General features: G+C 65.0%; 10 protein-coding genes. 5 read left to right on the forward strand and 5 right to left on the reverse strand.

Annotated features, from left to right (window positions below; all coding sequences use genetic code 11):
• Positions 1–123: 123 nt before the first annotated feature.
• From FG95_RS04060 to FG95_RS04075, 4 genes are all read right to left on the reverse strand, one after another.
• Positions 124–2,031 (reverse strand): family 43 glycosylhydrolase, encoded by a 1,908-nt coding sequence (locus FG95_RS04060; RefSeq protein WP_037554154.1) that lies wholly within the window; start codon positions 2,029–2,031, stop codon positions 124–126.
• Positions 2,028–3,149, reverse strand: coding sequence for a hypothetical protein (locus tag FG95_RS04065; RefSeq protein WP_200880145.1), 1,122 nt, complete (start codon positions 3,147–3,149; stop codon positions 2,028–2,030). The genes FG95_RS04060 and FG95_RS04065 overlap by 4 nt, the downstream gene beginning before the upstream one ends.
• A 22-nt stretch (positions 3,150–3,171) precedes the next feature.
• Positions 3,172–4,749 (reverse strand): sulfatase family protein, encoded by a 1,578-nt coding sequence (locus FG95_RS04070; RefSeq protein ID WP_235211454.1) that lies wholly within the window; start codon positions 4,747–4,749, stop codon positions 3,172–3,174.
• A gap of 65 nt (positions 4,750–4,814) precedes the next feature.
• On the reverse strand, positions 4,815–5,936 hold the full coding sequence (locus FG95_RS04075; RefSeq protein WP_200880146.1) for a hypothetical protein: 1,122 nt from the start codon (positions 5,934–5,936) through the stop codon (positions 4,815–4,817).
• Positions 5,937–6,034: 98 nt separating this feature from the next.
• Here FG95_RS04075 and FG95_RS04080 point away from each other — a divergent pair, with 98 nt between their 5' ends.
• Both FG95_RS04080 and FG95_RS04085 read left to right on the forward strand, forming a co-directional pair.
• Positions 6,035–7,492: a sulfatase-like hydrolase/transferase gene (locus FG95_RS04080; RefSeq protein ID WP_052182068.1), complete on the forward strand. Its 1,458-nt coding sequence runs from the start codon at positions 6,035–6,037 to the stop codon at positions 7,490–7,492.
• A gap of 87 nt (positions 7,493–7,579) precedes the next feature.
• Positions 7,580–10,297: a TonB-dependent receptor gene (locus FG95_RS04085; protein ID WP_037554156.1), complete on the forward strand. Its 2,718-nt coding sequence runs from the start codon at positions 7,580–7,582 to the stop codon at positions 10,295–10,297.
• Between the two features lie 86 nt (positions 10,298–10,383).
• Here FG95_RS04085 and FG95_RS04090 read toward each other — a convergent pair whose 3' ends face one another.
• Complete coding sequence (locus tag FG95_RS04090; RefSeq protein ID WP_081932995.1) at positions 10,384–12,138, reverse strand: arylsulfatase; 1,755 nt, start codon at positions 12,136–12,138, stop codon at positions 10,384–10,386.
• Between the two features lie 233 nt (positions 12,139–12,371).
• Here FG95_RS04090 and dgcN point away from each other — a divergent pair, with 233 nt between their 5' ends.
• The 3 genes from dgcN to FG95_RS04105 are packed head-to-tail and all read left to right on the forward strand — an operon-like array spanning position 12,372 to position 16,024.
• Positions 12,372–13,409, forward strand: coding sequence for an N-acetyltransferase DgcN (gene dgcN / locus FG95_RS04095; RefSeq protein ID WP_037554157.1), 1,038 nt, complete (start codon positions 12,372–12,374; stop codon positions 13,407–13,409).
• Positions 13,367–14,356: an N-acetyl-D-Glu racemase DgcA gene (gene dgcA / locus FG95_RS04100; protein WP_037554158.1), complete on the forward strand. Its 990-nt coding sequence runs from the start codon at positions 13,367–13,369 to the stop codon at positions 14,354–14,356. Before dgcN ends, dgcA begins: the two co-directional genes overlap by 43 nt.
• Before the next feature lie 36 nt (positions 14,357–14,392).
• Positions 14,393–16,024: an N-acyl-D-amino-acid deacylase family protein gene (locus FG95_RS04105; RefSeq protein WP_037554159.1), complete on the forward strand. Its 1,632-nt coding sequence runs from the start codon at positions 14,393–14,395 to the stop codon at positions 16,022–16,024.
• Positions 16,025–16,027: the final 3 nt, after the last annotated feature.

The following is a 16,027-nucleotide window of genomic DNA, read 5'->3' on the forward strand; positions in this document are numbered from 1 at the left end:
GGCAACAGCGGTGCGATAATCGCCCACTCCGCATCGCTCAAATCAAAACGCGCCATGATCCACCTCCAAACTCAGTGAATCACAGTCCAGCCTTACACGGAATCCAATTTATGGGTTCAGCACCTAGTCTCGCGCGGCGTCGATCCGCGGAATACCGATCGATTCGGCATCGCCAATGTCGATCGGCACCAGCCCGAACTGCATGCGCCACGGCGCGGTCGGATCGTTGCCGAACATCGTGTACCAATAGCGCCCCTCCTTATCGCGGAACGCCGTGCCATGGCCGCCGTGCGGCGCGCCCATGCGGCGCTGCGTATAGGGACCGAACAGCTTCTTCGACGTGCCGTACATCATGTCGTAGGTGCCGTGCGTGCGCAGCGGGCCGTGCCATTCGGCACCAGTAAGGAAATAGACGCCGTTCGCTTTGATCAGTCCGTTGCCTTCGTAACCGACATGATCGCCGTCGGCGTCGACAAGCTGGCGCACGGATCCCTCGAAACCGCTGCGAGCGGCGTTGAGCTTCGCGATATTGCCGCCGCCCCACAGGAAATAGAGGCCGTCGTCATCCTCGAACGGGAATCCGTCGATGCCTTTGACGAAGAAACTCCTGGTCACATTCTCATATGGTCCATCGGCCTTGCCGGTCTTCGAACGATAGAGCCAGGTCTTGCCGCCGACGCCCTTCTCCATCACCGAAAAAGCGAGATAATAGGTCTTGTCGCGCGCCGACCACATGATCTCGGGCGCCCAGAGTTCGGCGATATTCTTGCCGAAGTCATAGCCCATGTCTTCCCATTTCCAGATGAAGCCGACCTCGTCCCATTGTTTGAGGTCCGACGAGCGCCATAATTTCACCCCGCCGTCGGGCTTGTGATAACCATAGCCGTCGAGCGTCCCGACGAGATAATAATTGCCGTCGCCGCCGAGCGTCACCGACGGATCGCGCATCGTCTCGCTCGTCACCAGCGCTTGCCGTGCCGCGACCGCGCTGTCCTCGGTGATCACCGATGCGGCCTGCCGTAGCCGCCCATCGGGTGCGCGTTCGAGCGGTACCAGCCCGATCTGCTCGCAGAACATCGCGAAGCTGTCGTCGCATTTCGGGTTATAGGCCGCGGCGAGCTTGCCGTCCTCCAACCGCACGATCGAACCGCGCCCGGCGTGCGGCACCGCGAGCGAGCGCATCGTGAAGGGACCATAGGGTGTCGGCGCCTCGGCCACGAACAGATCTTCGGTCGCGGTGCGCATCCGCCCCGTCGCTTCGCTCGCGGCGAGGACATAGCGGTCGCCGTCGCGGACCATCGTCGCACCGCGCGTGCCGACACGCGTGCGCACCGGCCAATCCTTGCCGACCGGTGGATGCTTGGCGAACAGCGCCTGATCGGGCTTCAGGAAGCGCGGCGCCTCGGCAAGCTTGGCAAAACCGGGGACGAGCTTCGCGATATAGCCGCCCCCCCATAGAAGATAGCCGGTGCCGTCCTCGTCGACGAACAGCGATACGTCGGACGCGTCCTCGACGAGGCAGGGCGAAGCCTTGAACGCGCCGCCCGGCTGTGTCGCCCGTCCCGTCGCGACGCGCGCGCAGCCCGTCTTGTCGGAGAAAGCGAGATAAAGCTCGTCGCCCGCGACCGTCGCCGACGGCGCGAGATAGCGTTCGGACACGTCCCCCGGCGCGATGCCCTCGCCCGAAATCTTCGCCGAGCCGATGCGCGTCCACTTCTTTGAGTCGGGCGAGGTCCAGAGTTCGACGCCGTGGCGCGCGCCGGTGCGCAGCGATGTCCCGGTCAATATCCAGCCGCCCCCCGGCAATCGCGCGATCGACGCGTCGCCGATCGGCCGTTCGGAGAAGACCGGCGCGACGGGCTTCGCGTCGGGCGCGGGCATCACGGTCGCATTCTTGTCCATCGACGGATGGTCGGCGAAAATATCGTCGGCGACGGCGGCTTTCAGTTTCTGCTGCGCGTCGGCCGAGGGCGCCAGCGACAGCGCCGCCAACGACAGGCCAGTGATCCAGCTTTTCATCTGCACGGTCATTTATCCTTCTGGAACGCCTTGAAATCGTCGAAGATCGTATAGTTGGGCGCGGCGCTGCCGTCCGCATTCTTGCGGATCGTCGCCGGCGCGAACACGCTGTTGATCAGCCAAGGCGTCTTGTCGGGACCGAAATTGTTCGACATCGAGCTGCCCTGCTTGAAGCCGTAGGTGGCGACCGCGAGCCGGCCGGTGTCGCGAAATATCTTCATCTGGTTCGCGACATAATGTTTGCGGTTCTCGAACCACGGGCTCATCCGCAGGAAGTCGTCCCACTGCTCCTTGGGAAAAGGCGTCTCGAGCGCCGCCTTGATGATTTGCCAGTTCTGCGCATTTCGCGGCGCTGCATATCTATCGGCAAAGGCGGGCGCCACGACGCCCTTCATATTCTGCTTCCACCACCAGACGAGCGAGAATTCGGTGACGATGAATTTCTGCTCGGGCCGGATGCGCGGCAGGATATAGTCGAGGAAGGGCTTCGAGGCCTGGATTGCCGGGATATGCGGGTGGATGTTGACCCCGTCGAGTTCGGGCGTCGCCTTGACGAAGGCCATCCAGCGTTCGGTCGAGGTGGTCCGGTTCTTCTTGATATCCATGCGGTTGAGCGCGCCCATATAAAGGCGGGTCTTGCAGTCGCCGGGACACGCCTTCGCGCGATAGTCGATCACGCGCTTCGCCATCGCCTCGTAAAAGGCATTGAGGTCGAAGTCGCGATCCTTCTCGCGGCTCTCGATATAAGGCTCGTTGCCGACGACGAGGATATCGACCTTGCCGACGACGAGCGGCAGCACCGCATCGACGCGCGTCAGTTCGCGCGCGAAAGCTGGGGTGCCCGCCTTGGGGAAATCACCACGGTTATACGGGAATTTCAGCGTCAGGATCGTCTTGTAGCCGCGCGCATGCGCGCCCAGGATCGCCTTAACCGCCCCGTGCTCTGCGGCGCCGCGGTCGAGCTGGGGCATCGGCACGAACAGGCGAACCCAGCTTGCGTCGGCCTTTTCAAGGTCGCGGTAATCGATATCTTCATAATGCTCATTAAAATTCGCGCCGAGCGCCCCCTGCGCCTGCGCCACGCCCGGCAGGCAAGCCATCGCCGCGGCGGCGGCCAATAATCCCCGCATCCTCATCTCCTCTAGATCCTGATCACGGCCGGCTGCGGCCGTCCTTTTCGATTTTGTCGAGCCGCGCCGCCAGCCGGGCGGTAAGGTCGGGCATCTTTCCGGCCAGATTCTCCCGCTCGCCCGGATCGTTCGCCAGATTGTAGAGCTGGTGCCGCCGCAGCGTGCCGATCGCGTTGCCGTGGAATTCATGCGGCTTCACGCTGCCGCGAATGAACTTCCAGTCGCCGGTGCGCAGCGCGAGGATGCGCGCGCCGCTGCTCGCGACGGTCGATCCCGTCGTCACCATCAGCTTTGTATCCTCGATCACATGGTCGCGCCCAGGCTCGCTCCGCCCCATCAGCGGCATCAGCATGTCGAAGCTGTCGACGGCGGCATCGCGCGGTAGCGCCTGTCCGACCAGTGCCGCCAGCGACGCGACCATGTCGACATGATCGACCAGCGCCTCGGACACATGCCCTTCGCGCACATGCCCCGGCCAGCTGACGATCATCGGCACCCGCGTGCCGCCTTCGTAGATGCTGTATTTGCCGCTGCGATACGGGCCCGACGGTTTGTGGTCGCCCGCCAGCTCGACCGCACGATCGTCATAGCCGTCGAACAGGATCGGACCATTGTCGCTGCTGAGGACAACCAGCGTGTCGTCGGCGATGCCGATCTCGGCGAGCTTTTCCATCAGCGCGCCGACGGTCCAGTCGAACTGGACGATCGTGTCGCCGCGCGGTCCCATGCCCGACGCGCCGACAAAGCGCGGATGCGGCGCGCGCGGAACATGCGGCTCGTTCATCGCGAAATAGAGGAAGAAGGGCTTATCCCTGCGCTCGGCAACGAAATCGATCGCCTTGCCGAGCAGCTGGTCGGTAAGCTCTTCATCCTTCCAGCGCGCGGCCTTACCACCGGTCATATAACCGATGCGGCTGATGCCGTTGACGATCGTGTTCGAATGTTCGGGATCGCCCTTGAACTTCAACTGCTCGGGATGCTCGGCGCCGGTCGGCTCGTCGCCGATCTTGGCCTTGTAGTCGACGCGGATCGGATCGGCGGGAACGAGGTTCACCACGCGCCGGTTCTCAATCAATACCGTCGGGACGCGGTCGAGCGTCGCGGGCATGAAATAGCCATAGTCGAACCCGATATCGAGCGGCCCAGGCGCGATCTCGCCGTTCCAGTCAACCTTGCCGTCGCCGAGGCCGAGGTGCCATTTGCCGACGACGCCGGTGGCATAGCCCGCCTTCTTCAGCATATGCGGCAAGGTGAACTGCCCCGGCCGGATCAGCGCGGGTGCATCGCCGGGCAGTATCTGCGTTCCCGACGCGCGCCAAGCATAATCGCCGGTCAGCAAGGCATAACGCGACGGCGTACACGTCGCCGAGGGCGAGTGCGCGTTGACGAAGCGCGTTCCGCGCGCTGCGAGACGGTCGACATGGGGCGTCCTGAGCGCCGTCGCGCCATAACAGCCGAGGTCGCCATATCCGAGATCGTCGGCGTAAATGAGGATGATATTGGGCTTGGTGCGCGGCGCGGCGGCCAGGGCGACACGCGGCAGCGCGGCCACTCCCGCGCCAGCCAGCAGCAGCGCCCGACGCGACAATGTGGATTTCAAGACGCCCTCCCTATCGGCTTGAGTAGGATATATCTGATTTATTACGGGCACGCAACGCGGCGGCGCTATTTCGCCTGCATTCGCCGGAAATCGTCGATCCAGGCATAGTTGAACGGCGCTGTGCCGTCGGGATTGGGACGGATCGTCCGTCCCGCGTAGACACTGTTGAGCAACCACGGCGTCTTCTTCGGGCCGAAATTTCTCGACATCGAGCTGCCCTGTTTGAATCCATAGGTCGCAACCGCCAGCCGGCCGGTGTCGCGGAATATCTTCATCTGATTGGCGATATAATGTTTGCGGTTTTCGAACCACGGACTCATCCGCAGGAAGTCATCCCACTGCTCCTTGGGGAAGGGCTTTTCGAGCGCCGCCTTGATGATCTGCCAGTTTTGCGCATCCCGCGGCGCCTGATATTTGTCGGCAAAGGCCGGCGCGACCGGCTTGGTCAGATTCTGCTGCCACCAGCCGACGAGCGAAAATTCGGTGACGATGAATGTCTGCTCAGGGCGCATCCGTGGCAGGATATAATCGAGAAAGGCTTTCGACAGCTCGATCTTCGGAACATGCGGGTGGATGTTCACGCCCTCGATCTCGGGCGTCGCTTTCACATAAGCCAGCCAGCGTTCGGTCGATGGCGTCCTATTCTTCTTGAGGTCGAGCCGGTTGAGCGCGCCCATATAGAGCTTCGTCTTGCAATCGCTGCCGCAATTGGCCTTGCGATAGGCGATGATACGACCCGCCATCGCCTCGTAAAAGGCATTGAGGTCGAGGTCGCGGTCCTGCTCGCGCGTTTCGAAATAGGGCTCGTTGCCGATCACCAATATGTCGACCTTGCCCATCACCAGCGGCAATACGGCATCGAGCCGCGCCAGTTCGCGGACAAACTCCGCGCTTCCCGCCTTGGGGAAATCACGGTCGTTTTGCGGCCATTTTAATGTGAAGATCGTCTGGTATCCGCGTGCGCCGGCCTCCAGCGTGGTACGGATCGCGCCATGTTCGGCTGCCCCGCGATCGACCTGCGGCATCGGCAGGAAGAGGCGAATCCATTTCGCGCCCGCGCTATCGAGCTCGCGATAATCGACATCTTCATAATGCTCGTTGAAATTGGCGCCGAGCGCGCCCTGCCCCATTACCGCACCCGACTGCAGCGCCAGCACCGCACCTGCAAGCCCAACCCATTTCCTCACTATCTCACCCTCCCGTCCTGCGCCATAAACTTGACTCGTCTGAATTATACGATAATACAGATATAACGAAGGCGCAGAGCCGGACAAGGGAGGAACGGATGAAATCGGCACGGCATGCACGGCGGTGGACGATCGGGGCGGCGGGGGCCGCCCTTTTCACAATGCTGGGCGCCGGCATCCTTCCAGCCCACGGCTTCGCCTCCGCTCCGGCGCCAGCGGAATCGACTCCCCGCACAACAGCGCAGAAGCCGAACATCCTGTTCATCCTGATCGACGACATGGGCTATGCCGACCTGTCGCTGACCGGCAACAAGCTGGTCGCGACGCCCAACATCGACGCGCTCGCGCGCGACGGGATGGTGATGACGCAATTCTATGACGCGGCGCCGATCTGCTCGCCGTCGCGGGCCGGCTTCATGACGGGCCGCTTCCCCGCGCGCGACCGCTTCGTCACCTATATTCACGACCGCAAGCGCAACCGGAATTTCGGCCAGGCCGACTGGCTCGACCCGTCGCTTCCGGTCCTGCCGCGCATGATGCGGCAGGTCGGCTATGCCACTGGCCATTTCGGCAAATGGCACCTCGGCGGCGGACGCGACATAGGCGACGCGCCGCTCCCGTCTGCCTATGGCTTTGACGAAAGCTACACCCAGTGGGAAGGCCTCGGCCCGCGCGTCCTGCCGACCGACCTCACCAACAAGCTGGGCCAGCAGAGCGCCGAACTCGGTCAGGGCCCGGTCGAATGGCTGCCGCGTGCCGAAATCACCGGCCGCTTCGTCGACAAGACGCTCGATTTCGTCGGGCGCAGCAAGGACCACCCGTGGTTCGCGCAGCTCTGGCTCACCGACATGCACACGCCGTGGGTTCCCAGCGCCGAGCAGCTCGCCGCAACAAAAGGCAAGGGCGCCACGCCGCGCGAGGACCAGTTCCTCGCCGTGCTCGTGGCGATGGATGCCGAGATCGGCCGGCTCGTCGACGGCCTGCGGCAGAGAGGCGAGCTCGACGACACGCTGATCGTCTTCACCTCCGACAACGGCCCCACCATCGGCGCCAACACGCCGGGATCGGCGGCGCCCTACCGCGGCCGGAAGGCGAGCCTCTATGAAGGCGGTGTGCGCCAGCCGCTGATCGTCCGCTGGCCCGGCCATATCGCTGGGGGCGGACGCGACGCGAAAAGCGTGGTGCAAGCGGTCGACCTGCTGCCGACGCTCGCGACGATCACAGGCGCAGAAAAGCCGGCGGGGATCGACGGCATCGATATGTCCGCCGCCTGGCGCGGCCGGCCGATCGCCTCGCGCCCCGACATCTACAGCCATATCGCACGCCCCGGCGGCGAAGCCTTCGGCCCGCTCTATTCGATCCGCTCGGGTCCGTGGAAGCTGTTGATGAACGCCGACGGCGGTGGCGTCGAACTCTACAATATCGAAGAGGATCCGCGGGAACAGCGTGATCGAAAGACCGAAGATCCCGCGATCGCCGCCAAGCTCTCGACGAAGCTTTCGAAGTGGATCGCGAGCTTGCCGCAACCAGCCTTGCCCCGGCGCCGCGCCAGATAGCGCACGGCCAGCTAACCGGCGGCTTCGCGCCGAATTTTATCATATTAATTCTATACTTATCCGATTTGAAGGGGGGAGAAGTTCATAATGCGAAACAAGATAATCCTGGCGTGCACGACGTCGGCCTTGGGGCTCATCGCCATGCCTTCGGCGGCACTGGCACAGGACCAGGACGGGCAGGTCACCGTCGAGTCGGCGCCCGAAGATCCGCAGGCCGACGACGCGATCGTCGTCACCGCGATCCAGCGCAGCCTCGCGACGTCGCAGGCGATCAAGGAAGACTCCGATCAGATCGTCGATTCGATCGTCGCCGAGGATATCGGCAAGCTGCCCGACGTGACCGCGACCGAATCGCTCGCGCGCATCACCGGGGTGCAGGTCGACTATGCGAACGGCACCGCCGCCGGCACCCGCGTCCGCGGCCTGCCCAATATCGCGACCACCTACAATGGCCGCGAACTCTTCACGGGTCAGGGCCGGGCGGTGGCGCTTCAGGATTTTCCGTCGAGCACCATCGCGCGCATCGACGTCTATAAATCGGGCAGTGCCAATCTGCTCGAACCCGGCGTCGCTGGGTTGATCGACGTGCGCGCGCGCAAGCCGCTCGATTTCAAGGGCGACCGCATCGCCGGCGGCGTCAGCGGCGTGCACTGGAAGCAGTCGCAGAAACTCGGCGTCGATGCGAACCTGCTGCTCAGCAAGCGCTGGGAAACCGGCATCGGCGACATCGGCTTCCTGATCGAGGGGTCCTACACCGACCTCAAATTCCTCGATTCATCGCGCAACGTCGCGCAGGCGATTCTCAGCCGCAACGTCGCGGGCCTCGGCACGATCCGCTATCCGTCGTTCGTCAACATCAATTATAACACCGCCGATCGCTACCGCCCGTCGGTGGCGACCGCGCTGCAGTGGCGCCCGAGCAACGAACTCGAACTCTATGCCGACTTCCTGTTCCAAGGCTATCGCAGCAGCGGCTACGGCAGCAACCTCCAGATCAACTCGGGCGTGCAGGCGAACCTGACCGACATCGAGCTGTTCCCCGGCACCAACCAGGTCAAAAGCATGACGGCGACCGCCGGCGGCATCCCGACCGGCAACCAGAATGTCGTGACGGGGAAGACCGACACCTATCAGGCGGGCACCGGTTTCATCTGGAAGCGCGACGGCCTGAAGATCACGGGCGACGTCGCCTTCACCGATTCGACCTTCACGCGGCGGACGACCCAATTCAACTATTCGCTCGTCGTGCCGCAACCGACGCGCACCTATGATTTCGACACCGATATCGGCGCAGGTGGCGGCACCGTCGTCGTCGACGATTTCCCCGTCAACGACCCGTCGCGCTATCGCATGGTGGGGCTCGGCGAGAATGGCGAGCGCAACCACGGCCGCGACTGGCAGGGGCGGCTCGACTTCGATTACCGGATGGGTCCGACGGGCATTACCAACGTCCAGGCCGGCGTCCGCTTCAACAGCCGCGATTTCGACTTTGCCAATTATTCGGAAAGCGGCAACGCGCCCGCCGGCCAATTCTATTCGCTGCTGCCGCTCGAATATAATACCGTTGCACCGGGCTTTCGCGGCGACAAGGTGCCGGTCACGCGCGTCTTTCTGACCCCGACCACCGACAGCATCATGGACAATCTGGACTTCCTGCGCGACCTCACGGGCGACCGCACCGAGGTCCCGCCGCTCGACCGCGTCTATTTCGGCAACGAAAAGGGATATGCGGGCTATGTCCAGGGCCGCTATGCCTTCGACATCGGCAGCATGACGGTCGACGGCCTCGTCGGCCTCCGCGCCGTTCGCACCGAGACCGAAATCAACGGCTTCGACCGGGTAACCACGGGCGGCGTCACCACGGTGACCCCGGTGTCGCAGTCGAATAGCTACACCGACTTCCTGCCCAACATCAGCGCGCGCATTCGCCTGGCACCGAAGCTGCAGCTTCGCCTCGCTTTCACCGAAACGCGCACGCGTCCCGGTTTCGGCGACCTCAACCCGTCGCTGACCATCGGCGCGCCCTCGGCGATCTGCAACACCGATCCGAACGATGTCGATTGCGTCCGCAATGCTTCGGGCGGCAACGCCGATCTGGAACCGATCAAATCGCAAAATTACGACGCGTCGCTCGAATGGTATTTCTCGCGGGGCGGTTCGCTGACCTTCGGCGCCTTCCAGCGCGACGTGACCGGCTTCATCTCCGATTTCACAACCGATGTCGAAGATGCCGAATTCGGCCGGCTGCGCGTCACGCGGCCGTTCAACGGCGGCGAAGGCCGGCTGCGCGGCATCGAAGCCGCCTTCCGCACCTTCCTTCGCTTCCCGCAACTGCCCGAATGGCTTCAAAATTTCGGCGTCCTCGCGAACTATACCTATATCGACCATGGGACCGAATTGCCCGAGGCGCTGGCGGCGACCCTGCCGGGCAAACAGCGGATCGCCGGCGTGTCGAACCATATCGCGAACGCGTCGGTCTTTTACGAGAACCAGTCCTTCTCGGCCCGGCTGTCGTACAATTACCGTTCGGACTTCGTCACCGACTATAACCGGGTCAACGATCCGTCGCTCGGGAATGCGGTGCTCGGTCCGACGACGCCGATCATCGAGGACGGCCGCGGCAGCCTCGACTTCAACGCGACGCTCGATCCGACGAAGAATGTGACGATCGCGTTCAGCGCAACGAACCTGCTCGGCGCGGCGGCGACGAACCGCCGGCAATATGACGCCGAGGGCCATAGCTATCCGTGGCAGACGCGTTTCCTCGAGACGATCTACCGCGTCGGCGTCCGCTTCCGCTTCTGATCCCAACCTCCTTGGGTCCCATTGGCCCGCAATCGCCAGCTGGCGATTGCGGGCTTCTTTTTGGGGCGCACCGGGCGCCGTGCGTGTCATTCGCCCGCCGCGGCCCGCGCACGCTTGCGCTTCCCCTTGCCGCGCTTGGCCCTTCCGGGCCCCGGCGCCTTGCCGCCTTCCAGCCGGCCCTTCACCACGCCGCCGTCGATCTTGTTCGGCCACGGGTCAACAAAGCTTTTCGCCGCCCAGTCCTCCCACTGCTTCGCCATGCGTGCGGCGATGTCGGGGTGCGCGGCGGCAAGGTCGCGCGTCTCGGTCCGGTCGCTGCTCATGTCATAAAGCTGCCAGGGCGTGCCGAATTGCGCGACCAGCTTCCATTTGCCTTCGCGCACCGCCTTATTGCCCTCATGCTCCCAGAATATAGGCAGGCTGCGCATCAGCTGCTCGCCTTCGAACGCACCGGCAAAGCTGCGCCCCGACATCGGGCGGATGTCGTGCCCATCGAACCGCGCCGGATATTTCGCGCCGGCAAGCTCCACCAGCGTCGGCATGACGTCGATCAGGTGGCCGGGCTCGCGCACCGTCGTGCCGCGAACCTTCGCGTCGATCCCGGCCGGCCATGACGCGATCAGCGGCGTCGCGATCCCGCCTTCCTCGGCATAATGTTTGAAATAGCGGAACGGCGTGTTTTGCAGTGTCGCCCAATTGAGCCCGACGAAGACGTTCGAATTTTTTCCGCCCCACGGCGCTACGCCGGTGCGCCCATCAGGGCCGCTTTCGGCGTTGCCGCCATTGTCCGACATGAAGAGGATCAGCGTGTTGTCGAATTCGCTGCGCGCCTTCAAATCGGCAACCAGCGTGCCGATCGCCTTGTCCATCCGCGAGATGGCAGCGGCATAGACCGCCATCATCATGTCGAACCGCTCCTTGTCGGCCGCGGACATCTTGTCCCAGTCATAGGCCTCGGGCAAAACCTCGGACAACGTCGCATCGGCGGCGATCAACCCCGTCTGCTTCTGGCGCTCGAAACGGTCGCGGCGCAGCTTGTCCCAGCCCGCCATATATTTGCCCTTGAACTTCGCGATCTCGTCGGCCGGCGCCATCACCGGAAAATGGACAGCGGTAAACGGCAAATAGAGGAAGAAGGGCTTTCCCTGCGCCTTCGCCTCGTCGACGAAACGCACGGTCCAGTCGACCAGCATGTCCGACGCATACCATTCGCCCTTGCCCACCTCGGGCGAATCGAGCCGCGTGCGCTGGCCGTCGATCATCGCGAACTCGCGGCCCGGCTGATTCGGGAAATAGGTCCCGCCCTTGTGAAAGAGGGATCGGTCGAACCCCACCTCTTTCGGCGGCGTGCCGTGTTGCGCGCCAACATGCCATTTGCCCGCCATTCCCGTGAAATAGCCTGCGGGCTTGAGCACTTCGGCGATCGTGACCGCGCGATCGGCGATGCGGCCCTGCAAACCGCCCACCCCGGGGCGCACAACGCTGTCGAGCCCTCCCATTCCCGCTTCGTGCGGATAGAGGCCCGTCAACAGCGACGCGCGCGAGGGGCTGCAACGCGCCGTATTGTAGAATTGTGTGAAGCGGAGGCCGTTCTTGGCCAGCGCGTCGAGGTTGGGGGTCGGGATCTCGCTTCCATAGGGGCCGATGTCCGAGAAGCCCATGTCGTCGACGAGGATGACGATCACATTGGGGCGCTTCGCCTGCTCGGCCGCGGCGGGCGCCACGGGGGCCGGGGTCTGCGCGGTCGCGGGAATAGCGCAGGGTCCCGCGAGCAGCGCCAGCGCGGTCGCGGTCGTCGCGGTGCCGCGCAGGGCCCGCCGCACGGACTTCACGATGTTCATACATATTCCCCTATGGCCAGTTGAATTGGCCTATTTATCTTACAATAATTGTCGCAGAAGTATGTTAGCTGCCGGACAAAGTTGCGGCCCCGCCCGAAAACCGGCGCCGCCAGCGGCGCGCAGCCCCACCGCCCAAGTCCATAGCCACCGGTTATGGCCCTCCCCCGCCTTTGAAGACGCGCGGTCCGGACGCTTCGAGCATGATACTCCCGTCCCCACCTGAGAGGCCTTTCATGATCGCCAGCCCCTATCTCCTCTATCTTGGCCATGTGAACGACGAAGTCGGCATCAAGACGTCGCGCGGCCTCGCGGTTTTCCGGCCCGACGATTGCGTCGGCGAATTTCGCCATGACGATTGCGAGCTGTCGCTGGGCCTTCCCCGCATGGGCTTTGCCGAAGCGGTCGCCGCGGGCGCCCGGACGCTGGTGCTCGGCATCGCCAATGCCGGAGGCAAGCTCGGCGAAGATCTGGTTCGCGACGCGGTCGCGGCGATCGAGGCCGGGCTCGACGTCGCCTCGGGCCTACACAACCGGTTGCGCGACGAGCCGGCGCTGGTCGAGGCTGCCGCACGCCATGGCCGCACGCTCCACGACGTCCGCGACCCGCGCCCCGACATCCCGATCGGCAACGGCAAGCGGCGCGCGGGCAAGCGGCTGCTCGCCGTCGGCACCGATTGTTCGGTCGGCAAGATGTACGCGACCCTCTGCCTCGAACGCGCGATGCGCGCGCGCGGCATGGCGGCCGATTTCCGCGCGACCGGCCAGACCGGCATCCTGATCGCGGGCAGCGGCGTGCCGCTCGACGCGGTGATCGCCGATTTCATCTCGGGCGCGATCGAACAATTGTCGCCGCCGCGCGACGATGACGGCTGGGACCTGATCGAAGGTCAGGGATCGCTCTTCCACCCCTCTTTCGCCGGCGTTTCAACCGGCCTCCTCCACGGCGCGCAGCCCGATGCGCTGGTGCTGTGCCACGATCCCGTGCGCCCGCACATGCGCGGGCTGCCGCATTATCCGATGCCGGGTCTTCGCGAGACGCTCGACGCGAACCTGCAGGTCGCGCGGCTCACCAATCCCGACGTTCGCGCCGTGGGCGTCGCGCTCAACACCTCCAAGCTCTCGCCCGCCGAGGCCGAACGACTGTGCGCCGAAACCGCCGACGCGCTCGGCCTGCCCTGCACCGACCCCTTTTCCATGGGCGTCGACCCCATCATCGACTGGATCGCCAAATGCTTCGAACCCTCGCCGCGCAAAACGACGCTTTCCCTCTAGCCAGGCCGTTCCGCATCTCGCGCGGGGTCAAGACCGTCGCGGATGTGGTGACGGTCGAAATCGGGCACGACGGCTTTGCCGGGCGCGGCGAAGGCGTGCCCTATCCGCGCTATGGCGAATCGATCGCGGGCGCGCTGGCCGCGATCGAAGAAGCGCGCGGCGCGATCGAGGCGGGAGCGACGCGCGAAGAGCTGGCCGAAATCATGCCCGCGGGCGCGGCGCGCAACGCGGTCGACTGCGCGCTGTGGGACCTCGAAACCAAGGCATCGGGGCAGAGCGTCACCGACCGGCTCGGCCGCCCGCCGCTCGGCGCCACCCCGACCGCGATCACCGTCAGCCTCGACACCCCCGCCGCGATGGGCGCCGCCGCCCGCGCGCTCGCCCGCGCGCCGCTGATCAAGATCAAGGTCGACCGCAGCGATCCCGAAACGCAGATCCGCACCGTGCGCAATGCGGCGCCGGCGCCGCGCGTCATCGTCGATCCCAATGAAAGCTGGACCTTTGCCGAGGTCGAGCGACTCCAGCCGCTGCTCGCCGAATTGCGGATCGACCTTCTCGAACAGCCGCTCCCGGCGGGCGAGGACGACGCGCTTGCGGGTTTCGCGCCGCTCGTCCCGATCGCCGCCGATGAATCGGCGCATGTCGCGGGCGACGTCGGCGCGCTCGCCGAAAAATATCAGGTCATCAACATCAAGCTCGACAAGACGGGCGGGCTGACCGGCGCGCTCGCGCTCGCCGACGCCGCCGCCGCCGCGGGGCTCGGCGTGATGACCGGCAGCATGATTTCCTCGTCCCTGTCGATCGCGCCCGCGCTGATTATCGCGGCGCGATCGGCCTTCGTCGATCTCGACGGCCCCTTGTGGCTGGCGAACGATCGGCCGGGCGGCGTCGGACACGGCACAGGTGTCTTGACGCCGCCCGCACGAGGCTTTTGGGGAACGGCATAAAGTCCTTAGCTATGTAAGAAAAAGGGGTGTCGCACAATGATCCGCTCTCTCAGGACAACTACCGGGATCGTCGCTATTCTTGCGGCGGGCGCCTTAGCGGCGCCGCAAGGCGCTGCCCAGTCCGGCGGCGCCGCCGACCTGATCCTGCGCGGCGGCACCATCTATAGCGGCGAGGCCGAACCCTTTCGCGGCGATGTCGCGATCCGCGGCGACCGCATCACCTATGTCGGCCCCAAGGCGCCGGGAACGGCGATGCGAACGATCGACGCCACCGGGCTGATCGTCGCCCCCGGCTTCATCGACCCCCATACGCATGTGGGCGAGGCGCTTGCCTCCTCCGATCCCGCCGCGCGGCTCGTGCTCCCCTTCGTGACGCAGGGCGTCACCACGGCCTTCATCGGCGTTGACGGCGGCGGCGATCCCGACATCGCCCGCACCTTCGGCACCGCAAAGGCCGGTGCGGGGGGCGAAGGCGAAGCGGGGCTCGGCCAGTCGACGCGCGACTTCGGGATCAATTTCGCCGCCTATGTCGGCCTTGGCGCCGTTCGCGCAAAGGTCATCGGCGCCGCCGACCGCGCGCCCCCCCCCGCCGAACTCGGCCAGATGACCGACCTCGTCGACCAAGCGATGTGCGATGGCGCGCTAGGCCTTTCGACCGGCCTCTTCTATGCGCCGCAAAGTTTCGCCAAGCGCGACGAGGTCGTCGCGCTCGCCAAGGCGGCGGCGGCGAAGGGCGGCATCTACGACAGCCATTTGCGCGACGAATCGAGCTATACGATCGGCCTCGCTGCCGCCGTCGATGAAGCCCTGTCGATCGGCCGCGACGCGAGCATTCCGGTGCATATCGCACATATCAAGGCGCTCGGCGTCGATGTCCACGGCCAGGCGCCCGCGATCATCGCGCAGATCGAGAAGGCGCAAAAGGCAGGTCAGATCGTCCACGCCGATCAATATCCTTGGTCGGCATCGGGGACCGGGCTTTCGGCCGCGCTCCTGCCGCGCTGGGCGCAGGACGGCGGGCGCGCCGCGATGCTGAAACGGTTCGACGATGGCGCGACGATGGCGCGGATGCGGCCCGAGATCGCCGAGAATCTTCGCCGTCGCGGCGGCCCCGCGTCGCTGCTCATCACCTCGGGCCCTGCCGGTGTAGAGGGCAAGACGCTCGAGGATGTCGCCAAGGAACAGGGCGTCGATCCGGTCGATGCCGCGATTGCCGTGCTTCGTCAGCGCGAGGCGGGGGTCGCGTCCTTCAACCAGAGCGAGGCCGACATCGCCGCCTTCATGACCCGTCCCTGGGTCGTCACCAGTTCGGACGCCTCGCGCGGCCATCCGCGCTATTACGCCTCCTACGCGCGCAAATATGCCACCTATGTGAAGGACAAGCGCGTGCTCGATCTCAAGCGCTTCATCGCGCAGAGCACGACGGCCACGGCGCGCCTGTTCGGGCTGGAGGGACGCGGCGAGCTGAAGGCGGGCGCCTTCGCCGACGTCATCGCCTTCGATCCCGCGACCTTCGCTCCGCGCGCCGACTATGCGCATCCCGCGCTCTTCTCCACCGGAATGCGCTTCGTCCTCGTCAACGGCGTGCTCGCGCTCGAAAATGGCGAGCCGACAGGCGCCGCGGGCGGCAAGCCGTTGCCGCGCACGCCAACGGGTCAATGCGAATAATCC

The sequence above is a fragment of the Sphingopyxis sp. LC363 genome (assembly GCF_000756385.1).
In the GTDB taxonomy this organism is placed as follows: Bacteria; Pseudomonadota; Alphaproteobacteria; order Sphingomonadales; family Sphingomonadaceae; genus Sphingopyxis.

Coding starts and splice junctions, on each gene's coding strand:
- FG95_RS04080 (WP_052182068.1), top strand. CDS start 6,035: ATGAAATCGGCACGGCATGCACGGCGGTGGACGATCGGGGCGGCGGGG.
- FG95_RS04060 (WP_037554154.1), bottom strand. CDS start 2,031: ATGACCGTGCAGATGAAAAGCTGGATCACTGGCCTGTCGTTGGCGGCG.
- dgcA (WP_037554158.1), top strand. CDS start 13,367: ATGCTTCGAACCCTCGCCGCGCAAAACGACGCTTTCCCTCTAGCCAGG.
- FG95_RS04065 (WP_200880145.1), bottom strand. CDS start 3,149: ATGCGGGGATTATTGGCCGCCGCCGCGGCGATGGCTTGCCTGCCGGGC.
- FG95_RS04105 (WP_037554159.1), top strand. CDS start 14,393: ATGATCCGCTCTCTCAGGACAACTACCGGGATCGTCGCTATTCTTGCG.
- dgcN (WP_037554157.1), top strand. CDS start 12,372: ATGATCGCCAGCCCCTATCTCCTCTATCTTGGCCATGTGAACGACGAA.
- FG95_RS04090 (WP_081932995.1), bottom strand. CDS start 12,138: ATGAACATCGTGAAGTCCGTGCGGCGGGCCCTGCGCGGCACCGCGACG.
- FG95_RS04085 (WP_037554156.1), top strand. CDS start 7,580: ATGCGAAACAAGATAATCCTGGCGTGCACGACGTCGGCCTTGGGGCTC.